Genomic DNA, 24,668 nt, shown 5'->3' on the forward strand with positions numbered 1-24,668 from the left:
CTGCGTCTGCCTGCTAGCTACGGGGCGGCTTGGCCCCTACCCCGGCTGAACTTTCATCAGCTAGTTGTGCCTAGCTTGGCTAGGCGCGCACAGCTCCAAACCGCTCTTAATTCCCTATCTGGGCGGGTTTTAAACAAAATAACGGGACAAACCACTCGTATTCGCTCCCCAACCCCGCCCGAAGCAGGACAGTAGGTCGAAGCGGTCACCCGCCCACGATGACCGGCTTGCGACACTTGATTACTTGACAAGGAAGCGTCCCCCTCTGCCGTTTCAGTACGGCGAAGAACTTTAATATGCAGCTGGCGCGATATTATCAATAAACCGGCTGCCATCCAGACAGCCGGTCCCCTCCGTTACATCGGACACTCAAGTCACTCTACTCGCTTGTCTCAGCAGGATACGACCCCCTCTAGAATCAGTGAACGAAACTTCAGCTTCGCGCGATGTATTCTCGATTTCACCGCGCTAACCGACGTTTTATGATAGGATGCGAGCTGTTCGTACGTCATCCCGTATTCATAAACGAGCAGCAGGGTCTGACGGTATAGCGGGGCCAGCTTCATCAACCGGTTCCGGATCACCTTTACATCCGCCCGCCGCTGGACCTCGTCTTCGACTGACCGGGTTCGCAGGAGCACTGCGTCGTCCAGCACATCCATCGTTCGGAGCCGCTTCCGGTACAGATCGATCGCCGTATTCTTGGAAATCGCTTTGAGCCACGCTCCCCTCCGCCCCTCCTGCTGGAGGGTGTCCATATGACGGTAAGCTTTCAGAAACGTTTCTTGAACGACATCCTGAGCCAAGCCGCGATCTCTCAACATGCGATAGACGGAGTAGTAGGTTTGCTTGTAATACGTCCTGAACAGTTGATTGAACAACTCCTCATTCGCCCGATGTTTCGTATACGTTCCGCTACTCGTCACAAAAAACCTCACCTTCCCCGAATCATAGTTGCGCGTAACGGCACTCCCAGTAAATCGTTAACTCATTGAGATAGGTGGTCACCCGGTTTTGAATCAGCTTGCTCACGTCCTCGGCCGATTTTTGTCCGCTCATGAGCGCGAAGAAAACAGAGGAGCCTGCCGCAGCAAGCTCCTCTTGTCTGTACCCGGTTATAGATCAAGGTGCGGTAACGCCCGGGTTCACCTTAAGCTCCAGTTCATAGTGTCTGCTCTCGCCGGGCTCGAGGAATACGAGCGTTCCTCTCTCCCGTTCGGCGGCGCGTCCTTCCACGACGCAGTTGGCAGGCTCCAGGCCTAGCACATGCGTGCCTTGACCCGGCATTTTCCATTGAATCAGATTCGGAAGAGTGGCCGCATCCCAGGAAAGCTCTACAGAGATCGGCAGCGCCGCCCCCGAGGGAGCCGGGAACCGGTCGTTGCGGATTCGCACACTCGCCCGATCTTCGGAACGGATATTACGGTGATAGTATACCCGCTCGTCATACCCTTTTTCCGGGGATTGCCAGCTGTCGTATCCGTCCACCTGCATGTCCGCTTCGCGCGGAGACAGAGTCGCTTCCGGGAAATCGATCTTCGTATGCTCGTCCATGAGCGGAAAGCCGAAATTAAAATGGTACAGCAGCATATGGGCAGCCCGGGTATACCCGACGTTCTCCACTTTGTCGCGAATACGGATGACGTTTTCTCCGAGTCTGCTGCGAATTTCCCGCGTCAATCTCAGATGATCACCGAATATCGACGTTTCGTCAACCGTGCCTTTGACCGCCATCTCGTATTCGTCTCCGTCCCAGCTACCTTCTACGCCGACATGGCGTGCCGGGAGATGATGAACCCGGCCGTGCAGGCCGTAAGAAATTCCCCCGTCCTCGGACGGGTTGCCTACGTTCATCAGTCCGCATGTCATCAGCAGACCGCCTGCCGCCGTACGCAGCCACTCCTCGCCTTGAGCGTCATAGTAGGCGGGATGGGCTACGCCTCCCGGCGCGAGCCAGCCGACCGGTACGCCGCCAAATTCGCTCATGCCGATGTCCAGCCCGCGGGAAGGGATCACGTCAAAGGATAAACCCGCTCCCGTCCTGATCCGGACCAGCTCGACGCCATCCTCTACCCCTTCCGCTCCCCGGACCCGCTGAATGCCGCCGATCTGATCGATCCGGCCGACCCTTTCTTCGATTTCCCGTCGCGTCCAATCCCGGTTGTAAAGCCTCACTATCTAGTCCTCCTCGATTTCGGGCATCCGCTTGATGTGAGGATCTGTGAATACATCGAACTCATCCCGGCTCGTACTGGAAAACTCCGACACGACAGCGCCTTCGTCTCCCCCCTGGAACCAATGCAGCGTATTCGGAGGAATCGTGTACTGCTGGCCCGGCATCAGGACGATTTCGTGAAATACCGTGTAATATTTCTCGCTGCCTTCGGGTAAGAGCGCACGAATATCCGGAGTCGGCTCTCCTTCGACATACAGGAGCACGCTGCCGTACCTGCAGCGGAACGTCTCCATTTTGCCGGGATCGTCGCCGATAGGCGGGTGTTTGTGCTCAGGACACGTTTGCCCGGGGAACAGGACGAGCTCCTTGGCGCAATACCTGTCGGTATTGACGTAGGTGACCAGCTTCAGCCCTTGCCGCTCCAGCTGGCCCAAGCCGAATTCGGCGATTTCGATACGCTCCTTCTCTTCCTCAGACAGTACGATTCCGGCATGCCGGAACAGTTCCGCCGTACGCTGGCGGGCGATTTGCAGTTCGCTTCGTTTGATCATCTGCTCATAAATCTCCTCTCGAGGAGCAGGATGGCAAGTCTGAACTAAGCTTCGGATTCGCCTTGCAGTATAGCCAGAGCTTGCTCCGCTGAAGCTCCTTTATGGACGATTGCCATCAGAGCCGATGTCATTCCGGCCGGATTCGGGTGCTGAATGACATTGCGCCCGTATACGATGCCGGAGGCGCCCTGGTTCATCAGCTCGACCGTCCGGCCCACGATCTCCTCGTCGCTTGCCCGGCCGCCGCCGCGAACGAGTACCGGTATGCCCGAGGCCACTTCGATGACCCGATGATATTCCGTCACATCGTCGCATGGATCCGCTTTGATTACGTCAGCTCCAAGCTCTACGCCTTGGCGAACGAGCGGCATGATTTTTTGAATATCGCCGTCCACCATGTAACCGCCCTTCGCTTCGTTAGGCAGCATGACCAGAGGCTCCACCATAAGCGGCATGCCGTACTTCTCGCATTCCGTCTTCAACTGGGCTACGTTGCGGACGCATTGGTGATGCAGCTCCGGCTGGCCCGGCAGCAGCAGCAAATTCACGCACACCGCTACCGCGTCCAGACGGACCGCATGCTCGATGGCCCGGTCCATCAGCTCGCTGAACAGAAATCGCGGAAGCACGCTGCCGTATATGTTGGCCGCATCCGTCCGGAGCACGAGTCCGGGTTTGTGCTTGCCCGGAATCTCCTGCAGAAGTCTTGCTTGCCCCGCACTTAATTGTACACAATCGGGAGCCGCGTTGACTATCGTTTCGATCTCCTGCTTCATATTCTCAATTCCGGATAAAAAAGTAAACTCGTTAAAAAATCCGTGATCGATCGCTACGTCGAAACATTTCCCTTGGCTGCTGAACATCCGGTTCAATCTGGCTAAGCTGCTCATATCCCCAACTCCATTATGTTTAATACAAACATATAAATGTTCGTTTGTAACATTATCATATTACATCAGGGACGGATCTGTCTATAGCTTCTTTCGATCTGTCCGGTATGGCCGGTCCGGACAACTGATCCCTACGGTTAATATGGAGCCCCCGCCTTCTGCCGGTTCCTTGCGCCAAGATCAACGATTCCTACGCCGATATCGCCCTCGTCGTTCATATAAGCAAAGGTTACTTTACTGCCGTCCGGGCTGAAAGTAGGATGCGGGTGCCCGGGATGCCGGTCGCCGCAGCGAATGTCGCATAATACCTCGGCGGCTCCGGTAGCCAGATCGATCAGCACGATTTTGCTTCTCGACCGGTCCGGCATCGTGTCCGCCGCCGCCCACCGGCCGTCGGGACTGACGCCTACATGCCAGTAAGGAAAGGCGTCGCTGACGAGTCCCGATACGGCTCCGTCCTTGCTCGCATAATAAATTCCTGCCGTTCGGAGCGGACTGTGCGGATAATTGACAAAATACAGCTTCTCTCCATCATGCGACCACACCTCATGACCGACATACTCCCCAAGCGAGCCGTCCGGCATCGACCGCTGAACATACAGATTAAGCGATAAGCCGGTCCCGGTGTCTACGGACCAGATCCGGTCCGGAATATGATGCGCCGAGCCTTCGTGTGCGAAGAACAGCAGATTCGAATACGCCGGATTCACTTGAGCATGGTTGGCGACCGGATACGGCTCGGCGAATCCGGGTTGCACGGCGGCATGCACCTCGCCGGTCGCCGTATCGACCCATCCGATCGTATAGTCGCCGCCGCTGCCGCTGCACCAATACACACCAAGCCGGCTCCCGTCATCGTTTACCGATAGAGGTTCTTTGAAGACAACGCCGGGTTTGCTGCATACGACGAACGTTTCGCCGGTTACAAGATTTGCCGCATAGATCCGGTGATCGCCCTGCAAATAATAAAACGTATTTTGACGCGACACGACGCCGCTCGCCCAAGTAAGGCTGTCTATGATCTCGCCTTCTCCGGATTCCGTATCGAAGCGGGCGAACCGGCCGCGTAAGTTCTCATCAATATCGACGCACAGGACGAGATGTCGGTTATCTGTAAGCCAGGACATGCAAGAGACGTACTGGTGGGTGACATGGCTCCCTTGTATGCCGATCGTACGAATGAGCGTTCCGGTAATCGGATCTCGGTAACTGCTGTGAATGAACATATAGACCTCTTTCTACATCGTATTATTGTTCCGGACGACTTTGCTTGCAATTGCCGACACATCGCTGTAAGCGGTTCCGGTAATATCAATCCCGTCGTTGTCCGCCATAACGAGCTTGTTCGTGTTGGCTGTATGCACCGCAACGACTTGCGCGCATGAAGCGGCATACGTTCCGGATACCCGTACTCCAGCTGTGGAGCCGTATTGGCCGACCCTTACCGCGATTGTACAATCATACGCATTCGTCCCGCCGCATACGAAGTGGGTGCCCCGCGATGCATCGATGACGATATCGAAGCCTTCTCCTGTATTGCCGTTAGCCGACATCCGGTTGCCCATGACGACAACCCCTACCGCTCCGCGAAACCCGTCCTTTTTGCTGCAAATGAAGGTGTTTCCGCTGACCGAGCCCCTCGTGCAATTGGCGGAAGTGCGGCGCACGACCTGGATCGGGTTGCCCCAATGATCTTTGCCGTTGGCATATTGAAACTTGTTCCGATCCACATCGATATGGCGCGTTCCGCTCTCTCCCGTAATATATACGGCGTTGTTGACCAGATTAACATGCTCGTTATCGCAGTACGAGACGTCGTAGCTGTCGAGAGCGCGGAACACATAGCCGAATACGCCGTCGATCAAATTGCCGAATATTTTGATTTTACGCGGACCCAGCTCGTAGTCGGTCACTTTGCCGCCGGATTCCGGGTTTTTGTAGTGGACGACGCTGAACAGCGACTCTCCGTTCGAATACGGATTATCGACATTATGGATCAGGTTGCCCGTAGCGATTACCGCTTCTTCTCTTCTTCCTGGGTCGATCGAGGTGCCGGTAGCCGGGACATCCCGGTAAATGCACTTGATGTCGAGAATATTCCAATGATGATTTCTGATCAAGTTGTGGCTAAAAATCGTGCGCGAGCCGTCCGTAAACATATCGACACAATCACGATAGACGTCGTCGAATATATTGTCCGTAATGATGTTGTCATGACGTCCGGCCGCATTCGGATTCGCCAGGTCATTCGTATCGCTGGTCAGCTTGATGGCATCGCCCCACGGAATCGTGGTCGCGCCGGTCCGGTTCGCGTTCAGTACGGCTTTGCTATTCCCGCCTGTGAAATAGTTGCCGGAAATCTGCGTACCCCGGCCCGAGGTAGCCAAGATCATGTAGCTGGCGTCACGCAGCTTGCAATGGCTAACCGACGCATGATGGCCGGTAATTTCCAGACAGCTCTCCTGATGGCCGCTGCCGTTAAACTCGGCGTATACGACCTGGACGTGGTCCGCTTCGATCAGCATCGCTCTCCGGTCGTCCGTTCGCAGCGAATCGTCGAGCACCGGAGCATGCACGACGCAGCCCTGGCTTGCGATCCGGATACATCCGGCGATGCCTTTGAATACGGCTTTGCGGCAATCCATCACAGCCGCGCTTGTAATCACCACATCTCCCTCGTAGATGTAAGTTTGGTTGGGGGTGGCGCTCATCGCATAATCCGTTACCCGGAACGCCTCGGCGATCCGGATGGCATTCGCCGCCGCGGCGGACGGATCGTCGCCGGGAATAACGCCGAAATGTTCCAGCACGAGCCCACTGCCGCTCCTCTTCCAATACCAGCCCGGCTTCCCCGACTGGAATACGGATCCTCCGTCGTCCGCATACGCACCCTGTACCGAAACGAGCAAGCCTCCGCCGATACCCGGAACAAGTGCGTAATACCCTTCCAAATAAACGATCTGCCCTTCGCGTTCAGGCCGCATCGTTCTCAGCTCGTCCACGCTTTCGGCGTGTGCGCCGGGCGCCCGGTGGCCGGGTTTCTTTCCGTATACGCTATCCAGCACCGAGCCCCCGCTCACCGCTGTCACTCCCGCCCCCATGCCCAGCACCGCGCCGGCGCCAAGGGCCGCCAACATTTTCCTCCGGCTCCATGCCGGCTTATCCGATCCAAGATCCTCCATCGTCCCGTCTCCCTTCGCCTATTCGGATTCGCTTCCGAAATCAAACGTAGCATGGCTGGTGCCGATGAGAAATCTTCACTTTTTGTTCGAACCCGCTATTTTTGAGCGGCACAAAAAAAGCGTTCTCCCGCAAAAGAGAAAGCTTGAATGATTCGTCAGTTTTTCGCTGTTGTTGCAGCCCTCGCCGCTTTTTCCGTCTCCAGCTCCCTGTACTCGGTTGGCGTGAAGCCCGTCGATTTTTTGAATATGCGCACGAAGCTGTTCAGATTCGTATAACCGACCTCCTCAGCGATCCGGCCGATTTTCTGTTCGCTCTCCCGCAGCAGCGCCTTCGCCTTCTCCATCCGCAGCCGCATCACATGATCGAGAAAGTTGCCGCCGGTTTGTTCCTTGAAGATCCGGCTAAGATGGTACACACTCATCTTATACTGATCGGCCAACAAATTCAGCGAGAGATCGCTGCGGCCGTAATGGATTTGAATAAACGCAAGCATCCGGTCGACCACCTCATGACGTTCCCGGTTGTTCCGTTTCGCTTCGATTCGCTGTACGGCTTCCTCCAGCAAACCGATCAAGCATCGTTCCAGTTGACGGACGCTGTCGGATCGGTCCAGCTCCCCGAACAGCAGCCGTTCCTCCTGCTGCGGCATCCGCACATCCATCTCGCCGAGCATCGCCATGATGCGGTATACCGCTTGGACGGCAAGCTGCCGGATGCTGTCGGTCGTCGTTTTCCAGCCGGATAGTTCCGCCAGCCAAGCCCGCGCCAGCGCTTCCGCTTTGTCGCGATCCGCCGCCTTCACGGCAGCCAGAATCCCGTCGGTCCGCCCCAGCAGCCGGTAAAATTCGAACCCGTCCTGCTCCTTCACGTCTTCAATGGTAATGATCGCGTTCGGACCGATGCCGATCTTGTATTTCAGCGCTTCCGATGCGTCGCGGTAAGAGCGGTGAATATGCTCGGGCGTATCGACGACTTTTCCGATTCCGATGGTCACCGTCCGCTTGAAATGCGTCTCCGCATACCGCCTGATTTGCTCGGCAATCGTTCGGGCAACCCCCGGCTTGTCTTCCTCCGACTCTTCGAAACTGATAATGGCCGCTGTCTGCCTGTGATCGAGTTCGATCGAGATGCCCCGGACCTCGGCATTCACGAGCTCTTCCGCTACGTTCGACAATGCATAGTTGAACCAATACATCTGCTCCGCCGGCAAATCTTCCTGCTTTCTGTCGAACTCCATGCCGATCACGACGAAGGCTGAGGAAGAGAGCCGGCAGCCGATCGCATTCAGCGCTTGCAGCGGCTCCGGATGTTTGCGAATGCCGGTCAGCAGCTCCATCGCAAGCCTCCAACGTACCGTCGGCTTATATTCAGCCACCTGCCGGAACATCCGCTCGCTGTCTTCGATCAGATGGGATACCGATCGTTCGAGCTGGACCAGTCCGGCCTCCGTTCCTTCCCTTCTCTCATACAGCCGATGCGTCTGGAGCGAATTCGTAAGATTGCGGACCAGCCGGTTGACCGGCTTGAGCGTCCAGCGGTTGGCCGCCAGCGCGAGCAGAAGCGCACATCCGACCAGAGCGATACAGATGGCAAGCAGCAGATTGCGGACTTGCACCATCCCTTTGTTCAATTGCAGCTCCGGCACGACGCTGACCAGCTTCCATCCCGTATACGGCGAAGTCGTATAAAAGACGGAAGAGCCCGCGCCGTCCGCCGCAAACGTCGCGGCGCCTTCCCGCTGCCCCCGGACCGCCTGCGACAATACCGGGTCCGAATCGCCTGGCTGCCCCAGCCTTCGTTTATCCGGGTGGCTCACAATCGTTCCTTCGGCGTTGATCAAATAAATCTCGCCCGAATTAGAAGCGACGGCACTTTGGATCAGATCATAAATGTAGCTCTCCCTGATATTTACAGCGGCGGCGCCCTTGCGGTACCCGTCGGCATGGAGCATCGGATAAGACCGGACGAGCGTAATCACAGGGGTTCCATAAGAACCGGAGAGATTATTCCGGAGCAGGCGCGTGTTCATCCAATACACCAGAGCACCGGACTTCTCGAAATCCTGCACCCAGCCGTAATCGCCCGGCAGGCTGCCGCTTGCGTCCGAGACATTACCTGCGGATAACCGCTGCCTGGCGTAGGAGTACAGATCGATGGAAAGCACATGTTCGTTGCTGCCGAGCATCCCGTTCAAGCGCGGGGACAAATGGCCGATCATAAAAGCGGAATAGTCATACGGCGAGGAAAAGTCGCGCTCCATAAATTCCCACACCTCTTTGGACTGGAGCAGCCCGATCGTCTCCTTGTCGATCGCGCGAAGCACGAGCGTCAGCTTGCTGTCCACCTCGAGCAGAAGCGAAAGATTCGTTCGTTTCACTTCGGCATCCAGGTGATCGCTGATGATCCAGTAGGACAAGCCTGCCGTAGATCCAATACATACGCACAGAAGAACGGCGATCAGAAGGCCTGCTCGTCTCCGGTAGTCGGTAAGGAACCGCTTCATCCGCTCACTCCTTTTTTCCGATTTGTGGTGATCCTCACTTGTTCACTGCGAAGTCCCAGCTGCCCTTGTTATACTCGTACCACATCTGCACCAGCTGATCGACACGCTCCCCGCCCGCCTGCCGCCATTCCCGCCGCATCTGGTCAAGCGCTGTCCCGGGGGTTATATCGCCGGCAATAACAGCGCGAGTCCGAATTTCGGCGAGCTGCGGACCGACCGCTCCGAGTACGTCCTGGATCTCGGGCATACTTGGCGAGAACGGGATATCGCGGCGAAACGGATTACGGAGCGCAACCTCCAGTGATTGTTCCATCAGCTTCGCCCATCGCTGCGATACCGGGTCCTGCGCCGCTGCGGCCATCCCGGATTCCGGCCTGTAGGCCGCGGCATAATTCCGGACAATGGCATATTCGCCGGCATAAGCGACCTCCCGCTCAAACCGGCTGTCGTCCAACATTTGGGGAATCCCGTTCACAAGCTTGTAATGCTCGTTCTCGAACCCGTTCAGCAGCGGTGACCAGCCCTCCTCCATCATCCAGTCGAGGTACCGGATGGCCACCTTCGGATTGTTCATCTTTTTGTTGAAGGCGACGTACATCAATGCCGGCGTTTCCTGGTACATCCCCGCTTTCCCGTACTTCGTGGCGAACGGCTCGAGCGGAACCGGCTTCGCTTCCGGCACATTTTCCAACAATTCCTTCATGTGAAGCGCGACAGCCGGGCCGTAATTGCCGATCAGCACACCCGTTCTCCCCGCAGACCAGTCCGCCATCGACCTCTGCATATTGATGTCGGTCAAATATCCGATATCGATATACCCATTCGCATAAAGCTTCCGCTCAAACATCAGTTCGTCGGCGACCCGGTCTACGAAACGGGCGTTCGTCATCGTCCCGTTCTCCATGTACCATTGCGTCCTGTGCGTGGAGTAAAGCGATTGGAACACGTTGTTATAATGGGCATGGAGCGATACGACAGGCGCATCGGCCCGGCCGGCGAGACCGCTTTCCTGAAAGGACTTCAGCACGCCGAAAAACTCCTCCTCCGTTGTAGGCGCTTTCATCCCGACGCGATCGAGCCAGTCCTGACGAATCCACAGCCCTCCATTGGCCATCAAATCCGGCGTCCGCCTCGTCGTAAGTCCATAAATTTTCCCGTTAAACGTCATATACGGAAGCAGGTCCGGATTGTCCCGGATATACGCCTTAAGGACAGTGCTGTACTTGTCTATGTAGTCGTCCAGCGGTTGCAGGGCGTCCTGTGCGACCAGACTGCCGATATAGTTGCGGTCGTACTCCCAGATCAGGTCGGGCGCCTCCCCTGCGGCAATAAGCGTATTGAGCCTCCGGCCCGCCTCGTTGCGGGGCACCGGCACGACGGTCAGCTTCACCCGGGACTGACGCTCGATCCACTCCGTCCACCGGTTGTGCTCGTACGAGCCCTCATCGACAGGGACTTGCCCGCGGTCCAGCATCGCTACGCTCACTTCCATCGGGAGACGGTCATACGGATCTGATACGCCAGGTGCGGAGGAGCTCGCCGCGCCGCCGGCATCATGGAAGCGGACGGATAGAGCAAGCGCGAGTCCCAGAATCGGAACCAATACGGCCGGTTGCGCGAACTTCCGCCACTTCGGTTTCTGCTGTCGCATGCGAAAGACCTCCCTGTGTATGGCACGAATCGACGCGCCGCTTGGGCTGCGCCAACGGCCGTTATTCCCCGCCGCTTAGGGCGGCAGTTGATTGACGTATAACGAGTCGGGTCGGCAGCACGACTTTTTTGCGATCCTGCAGCGGATTATCCATGACCGACAGAAGAAGTTTGGCCGCTTCCGCGCCGATTTCCGTCTCCTGCTGAACGACACAGCTCGGCGGTATGCGGGATACTCCCGAAAACTCGTAATCGTCAAAAAAGAAAACGGAAAGCTGTTCCGGCACCCGTATACCAAGCTCCTCGGCCGCCCCGAGAACCGCGATGCCGCTTGCCACCGTTGCGGCGAACACCGCCGTCGTCCCGCTGTTGCGCTCCAGAAACGTGCGGACGATCGCCTTCGTCTCCACCCGCTGCCCTTCCTGCTCGCGGCCGGCAAGCAGCTCGAACAGGCAGCGCTGATGGTCGATCGGAATATGGTGCTTGGCGAGCGCCCGCTCATAACCGGCAAGCCGGTCCTCCAGGCTCGTCGTAGTCTTGTAGTTAACCGCTACGAAGGCGATGTTCGTATGGCCTTGCTCGATCAGATGGGTTACGGCGTCATAAGCGCCTCCGACATGATCCGAGCAGACGCAGTTCGTCTCGACGCCGCGCAAATACCGGTCGATCACGACAATCGGGAATTTATTCAAGGACAGCCGCAGAAGCTCCTCGCTGTACGACTCCCCGTCGACCGGAAATATAAGAATTCCTTTGACGCCCATCCGGACGCATTCTCGTAAAATCTCCCGTTCCTTCTCCTCGTCGTTCTGCGTAGAACGGTAAAAAACCTGGTACCCGCGCTCCGCGAATTGCAGCTCCGCCCCCGCCATAATATGCGAAGCCAGCGTGCTATGGATGGACGGGGTTATGAAGACGACCGGACGAAGCAGGGAACCGTCCGCGAATTCCTGCGAGAACGCGGCTCCCGACTGCTCGGTAACGGCCGGAGCGATAAACGTGCCTTTGCCCTGCACCCGGTATACAAGTCCTTCCTCCACAAGTTCGGCCAGCGCTTTCTTGATCGTGAAGCGGCTGACCGCGAACTGGCCGGCAAGCACCGCTTCCGTCGGCAATTGATCGTTCGCTCTCCACTTGTCCTGTTGAATCTGTTCCAGAATATAGTCTCTGATTCTGGTATATAGGGGAATCCGTTTCGCTTCTGACTTCACTGCTGTTTGCTCCTCCGTTCAGTTCGTTCAATTCCGTATGGAACGGTATTAGTGTAGCACGGATAAATATCAATATACAAATCATTTATTTGTATCTGCCCAAATACATTAGAAAAAACGCTGGAATAATAACTGTTTACAGCGATTGGTATTTCAAGTACACTCGAATTGTTGTATTGGTATATTTGATATATTGGTATCCATGTTGATTTGGAGGTATTCGAAATGAAAACGATCGACTCAAGGCTACGTCTGCTTCTCGGCGCCGTTCCGAAAAGCTACTGGGACGAAAAGATCCCATCTATGCCGGGCTACTGGGGAGAACGGGCGATTTCCCAACTGGTTTTTGCGAGCGAGATATCCAAAGTAAATAACCAAGCGTATGACGACACGATCGAAACCGCACTTGCCTACGTCGAACAGCAGATTGCTGAGGAGGGCGTCATCACGAAGCAGACGACGCTGGAAGCCGAGCGGAGACTAAGCGTCCTTGCCGCCGAAGCCAAAAGCTACGATCTGTTGTGCGTGGCGCACGCGCATATCGACATGAACTGGATGTGGTCCTGGGACGAGACGGTGTCGGTCACGTTGGATACGTTCCGGACGATGCTGAACTTGATGGAGGAATACCCTCACTTCCGTTTCTCCCAATCCCAGGCAGCCGTGTACCGGATCGTCGAGTTGTATGCACCGTTGATGCTGGAGGAGATCCGGCGCCGCGTCCATGAAGGACGTTGGGAGGTAACGGCTTCCCATTGGGTCGAGGCGGACAAAAACATGCCGAACGGCGAAAGCTTGTCCCGGCATCTGCTCTATGCGAAGCGTTACTTGTCGCAGCTGCTCGGCATAAACGCCTCCTCGCTGAACCTGGATTTTGAACCGGATACGTTCGGCCACAGCGTTCACGTACCTGAGATTCTCGCCGGAGGCGGGGTTCGCTATTATTACCATTGCCGCGGCAGCGACGGACCGATCGCCTACCGCTGGGAAGCGCCGTCCGGCAAATCGATTCTTTGCTACCGCGAGCCGACCTGGTACAACGATTTTATCCAGCCGATTCTCGGATCGTATGTGCCGGATATATGCCGGCAGACCGGCTTGAAGACGCATCTGCACGTATACGGGGTCGGGGATCATGGAGGCGGCCCGACCAGACGCGATCTGGAGCGGCTTTCCGGGATGAACGATTGGCCGGTGTACCCGACTATCCGTTTCGGGACTTTCGCCGATTATTACAAGCAGCTCGAGTCGGTAAGCGGCAAGCTGCCCGTCGTCCGCGGCGAGCAAAACTTCGTATTTACCGGTTGTTACACGTCGCAGACGCGAATCAAGACCGCCAACCGGATCGGCGAAGCGGTAATAAACGAAGCGGAACTGTTCAGCGCCGCCGCCGGGGTGTTGACCGGCGCGTCCTATCCGGGAGCGGCTTATGAGGAGGCGTGGAGAAACGTCCTGTTCAACCAGTTTCACGACATCCTGCCCGGATCGGGAGTCATCGAGACCCGCGAGCATGCGCTCGGGCTGTTCCAGAATACGATGGCGATCGCGAACACGAACCGCAAGCTCGCTCTGGAAAGCATCGCCGCCGAAATCGATACGTCCGGACTGGCGGATACCGGCGGCATGCTGACCGTATCCGAAGGCGCAGGCGTAGGGTTTGGCAGCAGCGCCTTTCAGATTACGCAGGTCGAGCGCGGCCGCGGCCATACGAGAATCGTCCATCTGTTTAATTCGTCCGCCTGCGACCGTGAAGAAGCGGCGGAGATTACGCTGTGGGATTGGAAAAGTCCGATCCGGACCCTAATCGTCAAGGACAGCGAAGGAAACGAAGTGCCTCACCAATGGATCGATAAAGGGTTCCACCATTACTGGGGTCATGACTATATGAGGCTGCTGATTCACGCCCAAGTTCCAGCCTGCGGCTACCGTACGTTCACGGTCTCGCTCGGGGATGAAAAGCACGTACCTTTTCTGCCCACCGATCCGAGGGTAGACCGCGAGGAGAAGTTCGTTCTGGAGAACGAGCGGCTTCAGGTAACGTTCAGCCCGATCGATGCGACGGTCGTATCGATGATCGACAAAAAGACCGGTACCGAGCTGATCGACGAAAACCGGCCCGCGGGAATATTCCGCCTCATCCAGGAAGATTACAGCAAGGGGATGACGGCCTGGTGGGTCGGCCGTTACATGTCTATTGCTAATGCACATAACGGTGTCAAGCTGAAAATGGAACACCGGGGCGAAGTTCGCCAATCGCTCAAGTACGAGCTGCAGTTCGGCAGCTCCGCCTTGAAAGTGAACGTGTCGCTGGACCGCGAAAGCCCGCTGCTGCATTATCAGATCGAATGCGATTGGCACGAGAAAGGCAAATGGGGGCAAAGCATCCCGCAGTTAAACTTCCACTGGCCGCTCGCTTACGACAGCTCGTCCTACCGGTATGACGTGCCGTTCGGCACCGTTCGGCGCAAGCCGCTCGATATGGACGTACCCGGCAACAGTTGGGCGCTCGGCCAGCGCCAAGAGACAGGCAGACCGTCCGTGATGGTCGTAACGAGCAACAAATACGGCTTCCGCGGTACGGACAACGCTTTGTCCGTCTCGCTCATCCGCAGCTCCTTCGATCCGGACCCTTATCCGGAGCTCGGCAACCATCACAAGATCCGCCTGGCCGTATGCATAGTGGACTCAGACACATCCAACCGGGAATTGGCGGAGACCGCCTACCGGTTCAACCATCCGCTCAACATCTTATCAGGTACGGCTCATGCCGGAACGAAGGATAAGGCTGGAAGCTTCCTCAGGCTGACGGAAGGTACGGTCGTCCTGTCGGCCGTGAAGATGCCGGAGGATGCCAGAGGAAAACGCTGGATCGTGCGGGTATACGAGACGGAGGGCCAGGCAACTACAGCCGCGCTTCAGCTGTTCCAGCCCGTAGCGGAGGCGTATCTGGTGGACGCCAGCGAAGTGAAAGTGCCGGACGGGCCGGCGGTTCGGATAGACGCCGGCACGGTTTCATTTGAAGTGGCCGCTTATTCGGTCGTCTCCGTTTGTCTGAATTTTGAATAGAACTTCCGATAGTTAACCACATTAATTTATTTTGATTAACGTCATTAATTATTATCAGAAATTCCATAGCCTATTAAGCTATTGCCTAACAGCCATACGCAAACAAATCTGTCCCCGGCCGTCAGCACATCGCTAACCGGGGACAGATTCGTTCGCAGACGGACTGGAATACCGTTACTTCCTCTATTCTATTTATATCCGAAACTTGCCGACCTGCCTGTTTAAATCTTCCGCCATGCTGGCAAGCGATGTCGCCGACGAAGTGACTTCCTCCATGGTCGCCAGCTGCTCTTCCGTAGCCGCAGAGACACTGGTCGTTCCGACTGCGGATTGCGCTGCGATTTCGGAGATGTTGTTAATTACAGTTACGACTTCTTCCGTCTCGGCAAGCATTTTCTGCGACGAGGAAGCGACTTCCTGAATCTGCCCCGCCACCTGCTCGACCGTCTGCTGAATTTCCTCGAACGACCTGCCCGCTTGGCCTACTACTTCCAGTCCGATCGCCACTTCCCGCGTTCCTTGCTCCATCGACTGTACCGTCTGCAGCGTCTCGCTCTGAATGTTCGCGACCATCTGTGCGATCTGTCCGGCCGATTGGGCGGACTGCTCCGCCAGCTTGCGAACCTCTGCCGCGACAACGGCGAAGCCTCTTCCCTGCTCTCCGGCCCGGGCAGCCTCAATCGCCGCATTTAAGGCAAGCAGGTTCGTCTGTGCCGCGATATCGGATATAAATTTGACCATTTCGCCGATCTCTTGCGAACCGTCACCCAATCGTCTGACGATTACTTCGATATCGCTGACAGTTTTCTCGATCGAGTTCATCTGGACGATGACCGATTGAATTGCTTTGTTGCCCGCCTCAGCCGCTTCGGAAGCACTCATCGAAGACTTGGCCACGCTTTCCGCACTGGAGGCGATCTGATGGACGCCCATCGCCACTTTTTCGATCGACTTGACGCTTTGATCGACTTTCTGCACCTGCATCTCGTTGCCGTCGGCTACTTCCTGGATGGAGACCGCGATCTGTTCGGTTGCCTTGTTCGTCTCCTCCGCATTGGTAGACAATTCTTCGGAAGAAGCTGCCACTTCAGTAGCCGTCCGGTTCACTTGTGCTACGAAATGCTTCAGCTGATCCACCATTCCGTTCAGGGAAAACGCCAGCTGGCCCACCTCGTCACGTGAACGGATCGTAAGCCGCTCGACTCTTAAATCCCCGTCTGAGACCCGGGTCATAATGTCTGCAACTGCTTTTATCGGCCGTGTAATCTGGCGTGCGATCATATAAGCGAAACCGATTACGATCGCACTGACCAGCAGAATAATGACGACTACACTCGTTTGGATGGAGCTGACCGCCGCCGTAATCGAATTGACCGGCACATGAAGGTACAAGCCGTAATTGGTCGAAGGGATCGGCGCAGCAACTACAAGGTATTCTTGACTGCCGTCCCGGTAGGTGTAGGTGTTCGATGATGTTTTCTCCTTTCGGAAAATATCCTTCAGGCTCTCAGGCAGACTGGCTTCCTCGAATGGCTGGCTAATTACGTCCTCCTGGGGATGGACCTGAATCGCTCCCAGGTTGTCGATTACGATCGGATATATTTTACCGCCGTCCAGATTCAAATCCTGCAAGTAAGCTGTAACAAAATCGCCGAAGTTGATAACGCCCGTCAGCACGCCCAGCTTCTCTCCGTTATTCCCGATTACCGGCGTAGCGGCAATGATCGAACGTTTCCCTGTCGTCTTGGCGAGCAAGACGTCGGAGAACGTCGACCTCCCTTCCATTCCCGCGTGGAAAAACGGTCTCATCGAAAGATCGGTTCCCGGCTCCAGCGTATCGACGGCTTCGACGGTGCCTTTCGGATTCAGGAAGCCGTTTCCGTCAAACTCCGTATTTTTCGTAACGCTTTGCAGAAAACGGGATTTGGCCGCGTTGTCCGTTGATTTCACTTCCGAAGTCGTGGCGAGCAGCTTGATATTGCCCATCCGCTCTTCCAGCCATTGATTGATCCCGTTCGCCCGGCTGTCCACCAGCTTCTCGTAGCTCTCGCGCTGTTTGGTTATCAGCTCGGAAGATCCTTTTTGGTAGACGAAGATGGCAGTGCCGATCAGCGGAACGAGTGCGACTAACAGAAAAAAGATGATCAATTTGTTTTGAAGCTTGCCGGTAATCCGCTTGGCGATCGTAACAATTCCTTTTCGGTTGTTGTCCGGTTGTTCGTTCGATAACACTTCATTTAACCCCTATCCTAAGTTGATTAATTGGGATCGAGCCGATGTCCAGTCACAAGAAGGCTCCTTATGCTCAGGTCCGGCTGCCTGTCTGCCGAAACCTAAGCGATAAGGAGCAACCAATTAGTAACCGAGTGCGGCCCCTTCCCCACGTGGGTCTGCTCCGCCAAATTTCACATTCGTATCCGGATGAATCAGAATCGCGCCGGATTGTCCCATAATGTCCGTGTAAGCTTCAAGCTCGACGATTGAATGACCTCTTTTGATCAGCTCGTCTTGCACTTCTTTCGGAATTCTTCCTTCGACCTTCACGTCGTTCGATTGGGCGCCGACCGTCCGGCCATACAGCCATCTAGGCGCCTCGATCGCTTGCTGCACCGTAAATCCGTAATCGATAATCCGGGTCACGAGCGAGGTTTGCGTTTGCGGCTGTCCCTCTCCCCCTTGCGTACCGTACACCAGATAAGGCTTGCCGTGCTTGAAAAGCATCGCCGGGTTCAGCGTATGGAACGTCCGTTTGTTCGGCTCCAGACGGTTGATATGATCCGGGTCCAGGGAGAAGAAGCTGCCGCGGTTTTGCAGCAATACGCCCGTACCGTCGGCTACGACGCCCGAGCCGTAGTCAAAGTAGTGGCTCTGAATCATCGATACAGCGTTTCCGTCTTTGTCCACGATCCCCAGCCAGACCGTATCGCCCTTCGGATCGAGCGGCTTCAAGTTATTCGATACTTGTGTCATGTCGATCCGGGAAGCAAGCTCGATTCCGCGTTCTTTCGACAAAATCTGATCAACCGGAATATCGGCGAATTCCGGGTCCGTCAACCACTTGTCCCGATCGGCAAAGGCGTGCTTCGTCGCTTCGACAATCAAGTGATAGTAATCGGCACTGCCTTCTTCCACGTCGTTTTTCAGATCGAAGTTGTTCAAAATGTTCAGGATCGACAAGGATGCCATGCCCTGCGTGTTCGGCGGGAAATTGTACGCCGTATAGCCACGGTAGTTCGCCGAGATCGGGTCTACCCAGTTTGCTTTGTGGTCGGCATAATCTTTTTTCGTCATCACGCCGCCGTGCTTCTGAATGTCCGCGACAATTTTCTCGGCCACTTCGCCTTTATAGAACCCATCGGCCCCTTTTTTGGCAATTTGCTCGAGCGTATGGGCCAAATCTTTCTGAACGAACAAATCTCCGGCTTTGTACACGTCGCCGTTCGGCTTCAAAAAGGTGTTGCGGAACGTTTCGAACCGTTGCAGATTTTTGATCTCCGGCTGCGTCGTATCGGTATCGATAATTGTCCAGAGCTCCTGGTTCGGAGTAACCGGGAACCCTTTGCCGGCGTACTGGATGGCCGGCTCCAGCAGTTTATGCCACGGCAAACTGTTTTTCATCGACGTTTTGGCGTAATTGTAGGCTTCTTCCCAGCCTGATACGGCGCCAGGCACGGTGTTGGCCGACAAGTAGCCGCGGCTTGGGATTTGGCTGTAGCCGAGGTTTTTGTAGAAATCGATCGTGACATTTTCCCCGGAGCGGCCGCTCGCGTTTAATGCTCTCAGCTCTTTGGTTTCCGCGTTGTAAACCATCCAGAACGCGTCTCCGCCGATGCTGACGTAGTGCGGATACACGACCGACAATACAGCTGCCGCCGCAATCGCCGCATCAACCGCATTACCGCCGTCCTGGAGCACTTTGAGCGCCGCTGCGGAAGCCAGATAATGCTGGGTGGTGACCATGCCGTTCGTCCCCATCGTCGTCGGACGGCCTGTCGATTGCGCCGCCGCGGCGATGCTGCTGAAACATAAGGTGAATATGAGCGTTATAAGAACTATTTTTTTTCGAAAGCCTTTCGTCATATACTCTACCCTCCATTGGTATATTGCTTAGTGGATAATGGCCGTAAATGTCGAGCCTTATGCCGGGTTTATCGCATCTCCCCCTTTCTGCGCACACAAAAAAAGGCGACATAGTAATTGTCACCTCCATAGACTCTACTGGCCGTTGGTGACAGGCAACTGGCTGGCATGCCTTCCATGCGGGACGGAAGGGGTAGCCCCTGTAGCTTTGCGGCCTGCCCTTTCGGACAGTGTGCCTTTTTCTGTTATGAAACATCCATATACTGAGTCTTACGTACTATAATAACTTATATAATAATTATTTCAAGTGTTTTTAAACATTTCCATGGCAGAAAACGCCATTCATCGTCATTTTTCGATGAAGTTTTTGTTGTTTCTTATGGTGAAATTTGTCGTTTTCCCACTATATAGGATACTCCGTTGTTACATTTGAATCATTTCAGTTAATCTCTGGAATTCGTTTGGCACTATATTCCTTATTTGTAGCATGATCGTCTCCTGCATACAAGTTAAATATTGTAAAACGACTTGGAAGATTTGTAAACGTTCCCCGCGATAGCCCGGACAGACCCGTTTGCAAAAATCCATAACTCCTAAATTCCCGCGTCTCCGTTAATACAGCAATGCGACTTTAGGCACAAAAAAATCTGTCCCTCTTCATAAGGAGACAGATTGAAGTCCAGCAGGTTTGATTCGAAAGTCATGCATATCGTTCGCCTAACTCGCAAAGCTTGCGGGTGATGTTGCGTTCCGTATGCTCGTGTCAATGCGCCGGATTAGATGACTTTTCGCAGCAAAACAGCAGCGTACGACCGCATTAGAGTCTCTGGCACCCCCTATTTTCGGCCAAATGGGAGAACAGAGACGAATAGAGGCGGTTTGCACCCCTTATTTCAACCAACGGGTAGGGTCTGCTCCCTTTTCGCCGATTTTAAGCACCCCAAACCGCTCTTATTTTCCCATCCAAACGGATTTCGGAGCAAATAAGGGGTACAAACCACTCTTACACTCTTAGACTCTTACACTCTTAGACTCTTACTCTTCCTACTCTCCTACCCGGTTCTTTCCGAGCTCAAAAAGGGCAGAAGGCCGGACAATCTACTATTGTCAAACCGCGGCCATCCTGCTAACAGCTCTCCTGGCACCATCGTTCCTGTAGACCCGTTCGATTCGTTCGATTCGTTGGACCCCATGCTGCCAAAGCTATGGAACTTATCTTGCGTTCCAGCTCGCTATCATGTTTCTCGCCATCTCCCGATCGCTGTCCTTCTTCGTAATTGTCGCAAACTTGGCAACCAGCGCCGGATAAGCCGCCCATTGCTCCGCAATATGCTCCAACATCCGCGGCCACACTTTACCGCCGAACTTCTCGTATCACCGAAGCAGATCCCGAAGCCCTTCCTCACCGAATAAGGCATAATAGATGACAAAATCTTTCCCGGGATCGGCCACTTCCGCTTCGGTCCAGTCGATCAGTCCCGTTACCCGCTGTGTCTCATCAACCAAAATATGCGGAGGATGCAAATCCCCGTGGTTCAATGTCGAGAACTCCGGCCAGTACTTATCCGTACATAACCATGTCTTCCACCGGCTCAGCAGCGGATACGCGATCAGCTCAGGAGAACAAATACGCCAGTCCGGTACGTCTATCGTCAGTTTATCCCGAACCAGATGCAGTACGTTTCTCTCGTTCTCCGCCCTCTCCCATCAGATGAAAGTCGTGGTCACGAACGGCGGCGGCATCGATGCGGTGGACGCTTACGTCGAAGCTTTCGTCGCAGACCCGTCGACCGCCTTTACCCCGGCTACGGCGACGCCGATCGGCTCCGGCTACTTAACGGTGAGCGGGTACAGTCAAGCAGCGATCAGCTTCCCCTGGAGTCCGGCGCCCGCTGATAGCGGCCACCGCTACCTGCTCGCCCGGGTCAGTCTTACGATTCCACCGGACCGCTTCGCGAACGCAGCGATTTTCGACGTACCGGGCGACCGTCATGTCGCCCAAAAAAACATTAGCGTCGTCGATTCAGCGGCCCATGGCATGAAGCCGTTTTCGTTTTCCTTCGCGCTGGTGAACCCTGCTCCGGATGCAGCCGCCTTTCAGGTTAAAGCCGCGCAAATCCGGACCGCTGACGACAAACAGCTGCTTATGCTGAAACAATCCGTCGGCTGCGGCTTTGCCCAGTTTTCCGACAAACCGCTCCGTGCGGTCCGCCTCGATCTCGGGGACGAGCTGCCGGTCCGTGACCGGTCGGATGCGATTCGGATGGATCTTACGATCCGTTCCGGGCGTCTGGACCGATTCGAGCGGATTGAGGGGATCGAACAGATCGATCGTCCGTTGATTGGCCTCTTGGACAATCCGATCGTTCCGGGCCGTACCGGAGGAGCGAAAAAGATTCGCATGAAAGCCGGAGAAGTCCGTCAGGCGGTCGTGACGATCACGCCGAATCCGGGCGCGAGGAAGGGCGATCTGCAAATTGTGGAGATTACCCAAGTGAACGAGCGCGATCAATTGGTCGGGGGGTTGTGGATCGTGGTCGTATGCTGAGTTTCATGGAACCTGTCACAGGTTCCACTCCTTTAAAGTAGAGGCGTAAGAGCAGGCTGCCGCGATCGTGCAGCCTGTTTTTACCACCCCCGCCCATCTCTGCTAATTGGACTCGTTCTGAAGCAGCGGATGGACATAGTCGATCATTTCCGACGCGGCACGAACTCTGGCTTCAGCGGAACCCATGAATAACCGGCTCATCCCATCCTCCAGCAGCGCGGCCCCGATCTCCAAGTCTTTCAGGTGGGCCAGAACACCGCCGGAGGGAGGCATCGGTTTATGATTGACGAGCCAAAACGCTTCAAGTATTTTATAAGAAGTCGTGCCTGCCACGAACGAAGCCTTCAGCGAATCCCCCGCGCTATCGGCCGCTTCCATTTTCGTTTTGGCGCTTAACAGCCAATGGGCCGTCTCCTTCCTATCTTTCCGGGAGCTCCGGTACCCGTTGTAATTTTCGGTTGCAATATCGGACAACTTCTGCATCAGCCCTTCGGGATCATACAAGATACGTCCGTCCAAGTAGTTATACATTTCCATGCTATTGCGGCTCAGTTTGTACAACGCCTTATCGTAGTCGGCGTACTTGATCTCCAGAAGAATCCCGGAATGATTCCCGGTATAAAATTCTCTAGAGCACCCCTGTTTTAATAACACGTACAGATCGAGGTCCGATCCTTCTGCCGCATCCCCTCTCGCTACCGATCCCGAAACCATCAGTCCGGATATGTCCGCATCGACAGCAGCAGCTTCCAACATCTCCGCCGTCAGATGACGGTGAACTCGGGATTGAATAAAAGTCAAATCCGCCGCCATCGGCTCCCCTCCTTCTGTACGCACCATCGAATTCCGGAAGCAGCACCAAACTCAACAGGTGTTTCCTCCAAGACTTATGTATAATTTTAATTGTAATCCGCTGGTCTTCAGCCCGCAATCCTACCGTTCCCTACAGACCGAGGACTCTCCTACCCGGACCTCGCCCTATAGAAAAAACCCTCACCCAAGCTAGGAACGAACGCCTGCCTGGGGGAGGGCTGATACTGGTTGTAATCCGTTTACCGTTTCAATGCCGACAGAAGTTCCCGGTCGGTGAGCTGCTTGCCCGTCTCCGCATAACGGCACGCCTTCGATGCGACCTGGAACGCGTAGGCTCTTCTCGGCTTTTCCGTGTGATTCGTCTTGCTGTGGTGCAGCGTCTCCCGATGGAAAATGACGGCATCCCCGGGAGCCATCGGCTTGCACGGCATCCCGTTCTCCGGATCGGCGGCGCGGCGGTGCTCCGCTCCGTCCTCGTTCAGATTCGCCTGGCGTCCGAGACGATGCGAACGCGGCGCGAGCCACAATCCCGCATTTTCCTGACTGATCGTATCCAGCGCAATAAAACCGTTCAGCATATGCCCCAATATATGGGTGTACATATTGTCCTGGTGCCAGGCAAGTCCCTCTCCGTGCGGAGGCACAACCGCGTACATGCCCATCCATAATCTAACTTCGTCTCCGAGTATGTTCTCGTACACCTCGATCAGAGCCTTGGAGGCAAGCAATGAGGCCGTTTCCGGAAATTGCGCTGCACTTTTGTCGAAATGGATGAATCCGTTGGATTTCCACTTCCCGCTTTCCGATTGGTTCGCAAAATCCGCATTTTCTTTGTTGATTCTCTCCACCGTTTCGGGCGTAATGAATCCCGGCGCGTAAAAAAATCCTTCCCGGTAAAACTCCTCTATCATTTGCTCCGTCAATACAAAGTTCGAGATAACTGCTGTACTCATTCGTACGCCTCCTCAGCTGGATTTGTACTAAATGTACAGGAATGCGGCCGCGAAAACTGCTCGAAACGGCGCAAAAAGTTGTATTTTTGTTCAACCCGGGCCGATCTCGTCCGATGTGCTTCTTTACGAAAGCTGCGTTCCGGGATACGATAGGGAAATCAAGCGAATAGGCGGGGTCGTTATGTTCTACGAAGATGTAAGACTGGAGAGGGAGCTGAACTTCGTTCGGAAGATCGGCCGGTTATCCGAACACGATATGCATGTCCACGATGCGCTGGAGGTCAGCATCCTGCTGAAGAACGACGCCAAATACCGGCTGATCGGCCGCGATTATCACGGGAAACCCGGAGACGTCTTCGTCTTCCGGCCTTTCGAGCCTCATTACAACCTCGTACAGGATACGGAGAAACCGGTTCACTGGATTATGCTGCTGTTCTCCCCGTCGATCGTTCGTTCCATTCCCGAGGGTGGCAAGCTGCTCCGGCCTTTCTACACGGCGGCCAGCCGGTTCTCGCCGCTCATTCCGGCGCATTCGCCTTATGCCATCGCGATTCACGACGCCGCAAGGCAAGCTGTACTGGAAGAAGAGAACCGTCTCCCCGGCTGGCAAGCCAAACAATTTCAAGCTTTTATCGATATTGTGGTGCACCTGTACCGGTACTACCTCGAGCTGGATCGCGATGCGCATATCGACCGATCCACCGATGAGGGCGTGCTCCGGGTCATCGAGTATGTGCTGTCCCATTTCAGCGAGGACATCGCGATCGATCGGTTAGTAGCTATGGCTCAGATGCGCAAGACGATGTTTTATACCAAATTCAAAGAGATGACGAGTCTCTCACCGAATGAATTCATAAGCCGGCTTCGGCTGCAGTCCGCTGTTTATTTGCTCGACTACTCCGACAAGTCGGTTACGGACATCGCCTTTGAATGCGGCTTTCATTCGTTAAGCTACTTTAACAAGCAGTTCAAACAGTTCAAAGGCTTGTCGCCCCGGGAGCACCGCAACCGGATGAAATTAGCGGGGCCGCCCGGTACATGAAA

The 24,668-nt window shown here is 55.3% G+C and carries 18 protein-coding genes and 1 riboswitch; of the genes, 3 read left to right on the forward strand and 15 right to left on the reverse strand.

Going from position 1 to position 24,668, the window contains the following annotated elements; all coding sequences use genetic code 11:
• Nucleotides 1–392 precede the first annotated feature (392 nt).
• The 9 genes from IDH45_RS26980 to IDH45_RS27020 form a co-directional block, all read right to left on the reverse strand.
• Complete coding sequence (locus IDH45_RS26980) at nucleotides 393–926, reverse strand: RNA polymerase sigma factor (protein WP_190931258.1); 534 nt, start codon at nucleotides 924–926, stop codon at nucleotides 393–395.
• Nucleotides 927–1,122: 196 nt separating this feature from the next.
• Complete coding sequence (locus IDH45_RS26985) at nucleotides 1,123–2,175, reverse strand: aldose 1-epimerase family protein (RefSeq protein ID WP_190931259.1); 1,053 nt, start codon at nucleotides 2,173–2,175, stop codon at nucleotides 1,123–1,125.
• 3 nt (nucleotides 2,176–2,178) lie between these two features.
• Entirely contained in the window at nucleotides 2,179–2,709 is a 531-nt protein-coding gene (locus IDH45_RS26990) for a D-lyxose/D-mannose family sugar isomerase (RefSeq protein WP_397327111.1), read from the reverse strand.
• A 62-nt stretch (nucleotides 2,710–2,771) separates the two neighbouring features.
• Nucleotides 2,772–3,617, reverse strand: a complete 846-nt coding sequence (locus IDH45_RS26995) for a class I fructose-bisphosphate aldolase (RefSeq protein WP_190931261.1) — start codon at nucleotides 3,615–3,617, stop codon at nucleotides 2,772–2,774.
• A 137-nt stretch (nucleotides 3,618–3,754) separates the two neighbouring features.
• Nucleotides 3,755–4,843: a TolB family protein gene (locus IDH45_RS27000; RefSeq protein ID WP_190931262.1), complete on the reverse strand. Its 1,089-nt coding sequence runs from the start codon at nucleotides 4,841–4,843 to the stop codon at nucleotides 3,755–3,757.
• A 12-nt stretch (nucleotides 4,844–4,855) separates the two neighbouring features.
• Nucleotides 4,856–6,799, reverse strand: coding sequence for a right-handed parallel beta-helix repeat-containing protein (locus IDH45_RS27005; protein WP_190931263.1), 1,944 nt, complete (start codon nucleotides 6,797–6,799; stop codon nucleotides 4,856–4,858).
• 155 nt (nucleotides 6,800–6,954) lie between these two features.
• Nucleotides 6,955–9,303 (reverse strand): helix-turn-helix domain-containing protein, encoded by a 2,349-nt coding sequence (locus IDH45_RS27010; protein ID WP_190931264.1) that lies wholly within the window; start codon nucleotides 9,301–9,303, stop codon nucleotides 6,955–6,957.
• Between the two features lie 34 nt (nucleotides 9,304–9,337).
• Nucleotides 9,338–10,954, reverse strand: coding sequence for an extracellular solute-binding protein (locus IDH45_RS27015; RefSeq protein WP_190931265.1), 1,617 nt, complete (start codon nucleotides 10,952–10,954; stop codon nucleotides 9,338–9,340).
• A gap of 61 nt (nucleotides 10,955–11,015) precedes the next feature.
• A complete protein-coding gene (locus IDH45_RS27020; protein ID WP_190931266.1) occupies nucleotides 11,016–12,164 on the reverse strand; it encodes a GntR family transcriptional regulator in 1,149 nt (382 codons plus the stop codon).
• A gap of 225 nt (nucleotides 12,165–12,389) precedes the next feature.
• Between IDH45_RS27020 and IDH45_RS27025 the strand changes: the two genes are divergently transcribed.
• Complete coding sequence (locus IDH45_RS27025; protein WP_190931267.1) at nucleotides 12,390–15,230, forward strand: alpha-mannosidase; 2,841 nt, start codon at nucleotides 12,390–12,392, stop codon at nucleotides 15,228–15,230.
• A gap of 192 nt (nucleotides 15,231–15,422) precedes the next feature.
• Here IDH45_RS27025 and IDH45_RS27030 read toward each other — a convergent pair whose 3' ends face one another.
• The 4 genes from IDH45_RS27030 to IDH45_RS35365 all read right to left on the reverse strand — a co-directional run bounded on the left by IDH45_RS27030 (nucleotide 15,423) and on the right by IDH45_RS35365 (nucleotide 20,849).
• Complete coding sequence (locus tag IDH45_RS27030; protein WP_317891298.1) at nucleotides 15,423–17,462, reverse strand: methyl-accepting chemotaxis protein; 2,040 nt, start codon at nucleotides 17,460–17,462, stop codon at nucleotides 15,423–15,425.
• Between the two features lie 123 nt (nucleotides 17,463–17,585).
• Nucleotides 17,586–19,205 carry a gamma-glutamyltransferase gene (gene ggt / locus IDH45_RS27035; protein ID WP_397327112.1) on the reverse strand — a complete coding sequence of 540 codons (1,620 nt, stop codon included), beginning with the start codon at nucleotides 19,203–19,205 and terminating at the stop codon, nucleotides 17,586–17,588.
• Between the two features lie 256 nt (nucleotides 19,206–19,461).
• A riboswitch (cyclic di-GMP riboswitch) is annotated at nucleotides 19,462–19,557 on the reverse strand.
• A gap of 965 nt (nucleotides 19,558–20,522) precedes the next feature.
• Complete coding sequence (locus IDH45_RS34800) at nucleotides 20,523–20,651, reverse strand: hypothetical protein (protein WP_263364865.1); 129 nt, start codon at nucleotides 20,649–20,651, stop codon at nucleotides 20,523–20,525.
• Between the two features lie 33 nt (nucleotides 20,652–20,684).
• The gene (locus tag IDH45_RS35365) at nucleotides 20,685–20,849 is read right to left on the reverse strand and encodes a phosphotransferase (RefSeq protein ID WP_397327110.1); all 165 of its coding nucleotides are present in this window, start codon (nucleotides 20,847–20,849) and stop codon (nucleotides 20,685–20,687) included.
• A gap of 181 nt (nucleotides 20,850–21,030) precedes the next feature.
• Between IDH45_RS35365 and IDH45_RS35370 the strand changes: the two genes are divergently transcribed.
• Complete coding sequence (locus tag IDH45_RS35370) at nucleotides 21,031–21,858, forward strand: hypothetical protein (RefSeq protein ID WP_190931269.1); 828 nt, start codon at nucleotides 21,031–21,033, stop codon at nucleotides 21,856–21,858.
• A 102-nt stretch (nucleotides 21,859–21,960) separates the two neighbouring features.
• Here IDH45_RS35370 and IDH45_RS27050 read toward each other — a convergent pair whose 3' ends face one another.
• Together IDH45_RS27050 and IDH45_RS27055 are read right to left on the reverse strand one after the other, a co-directional pair.
• On the reverse strand, nucleotides 21,961–22,671 hold the full coding sequence (locus IDH45_RS27050; RefSeq protein WP_190931270.1) for a nucleotidyltransferase domain-containing protein: 711 nt from the start codon (nucleotides 22,669–22,671) through the stop codon (nucleotides 21,961–21,963).
• Between the two features lie 239 nt (nucleotides 22,672–22,910).
• Nucleotides 22,911–23,624 (reverse strand): phytanoyl-CoA dioxygenase family protein, encoded by a 714-nt coding sequence (locus tag IDH45_RS27055; protein WP_190931271.1) that lies wholly within the window; start codon nucleotides 23,622–23,624, stop codon nucleotides 22,911–22,913.
• A 181-nt stretch (nucleotides 23,625–23,805) separates the two neighbouring features.
• Here IDH45_RS27055 and IDH45_RS27060 point away from each other — a divergent pair, with 181 nt between their 5' ends.
• Entirely contained in the window at nucleotides 23,806–24,666 is an 861-nt protein-coding gene (locus tag IDH45_RS27060; RefSeq protein WP_190931272.1) for a helix-turn-helix domain-containing protein, read from the forward strand.
• Nucleotides 24,667–24,668 lie beyond the last annotated feature (2 nt).

The sequence above is a fragment of the Paenibacillus oceani genome (assembly GCF_014705615.1).
GTDB lineage: Bacteria > Bacillota > Bacilli > Paenibacillales > NBRC-103111 > Paenibacillus_AB > Paenibacillus_AB oceani.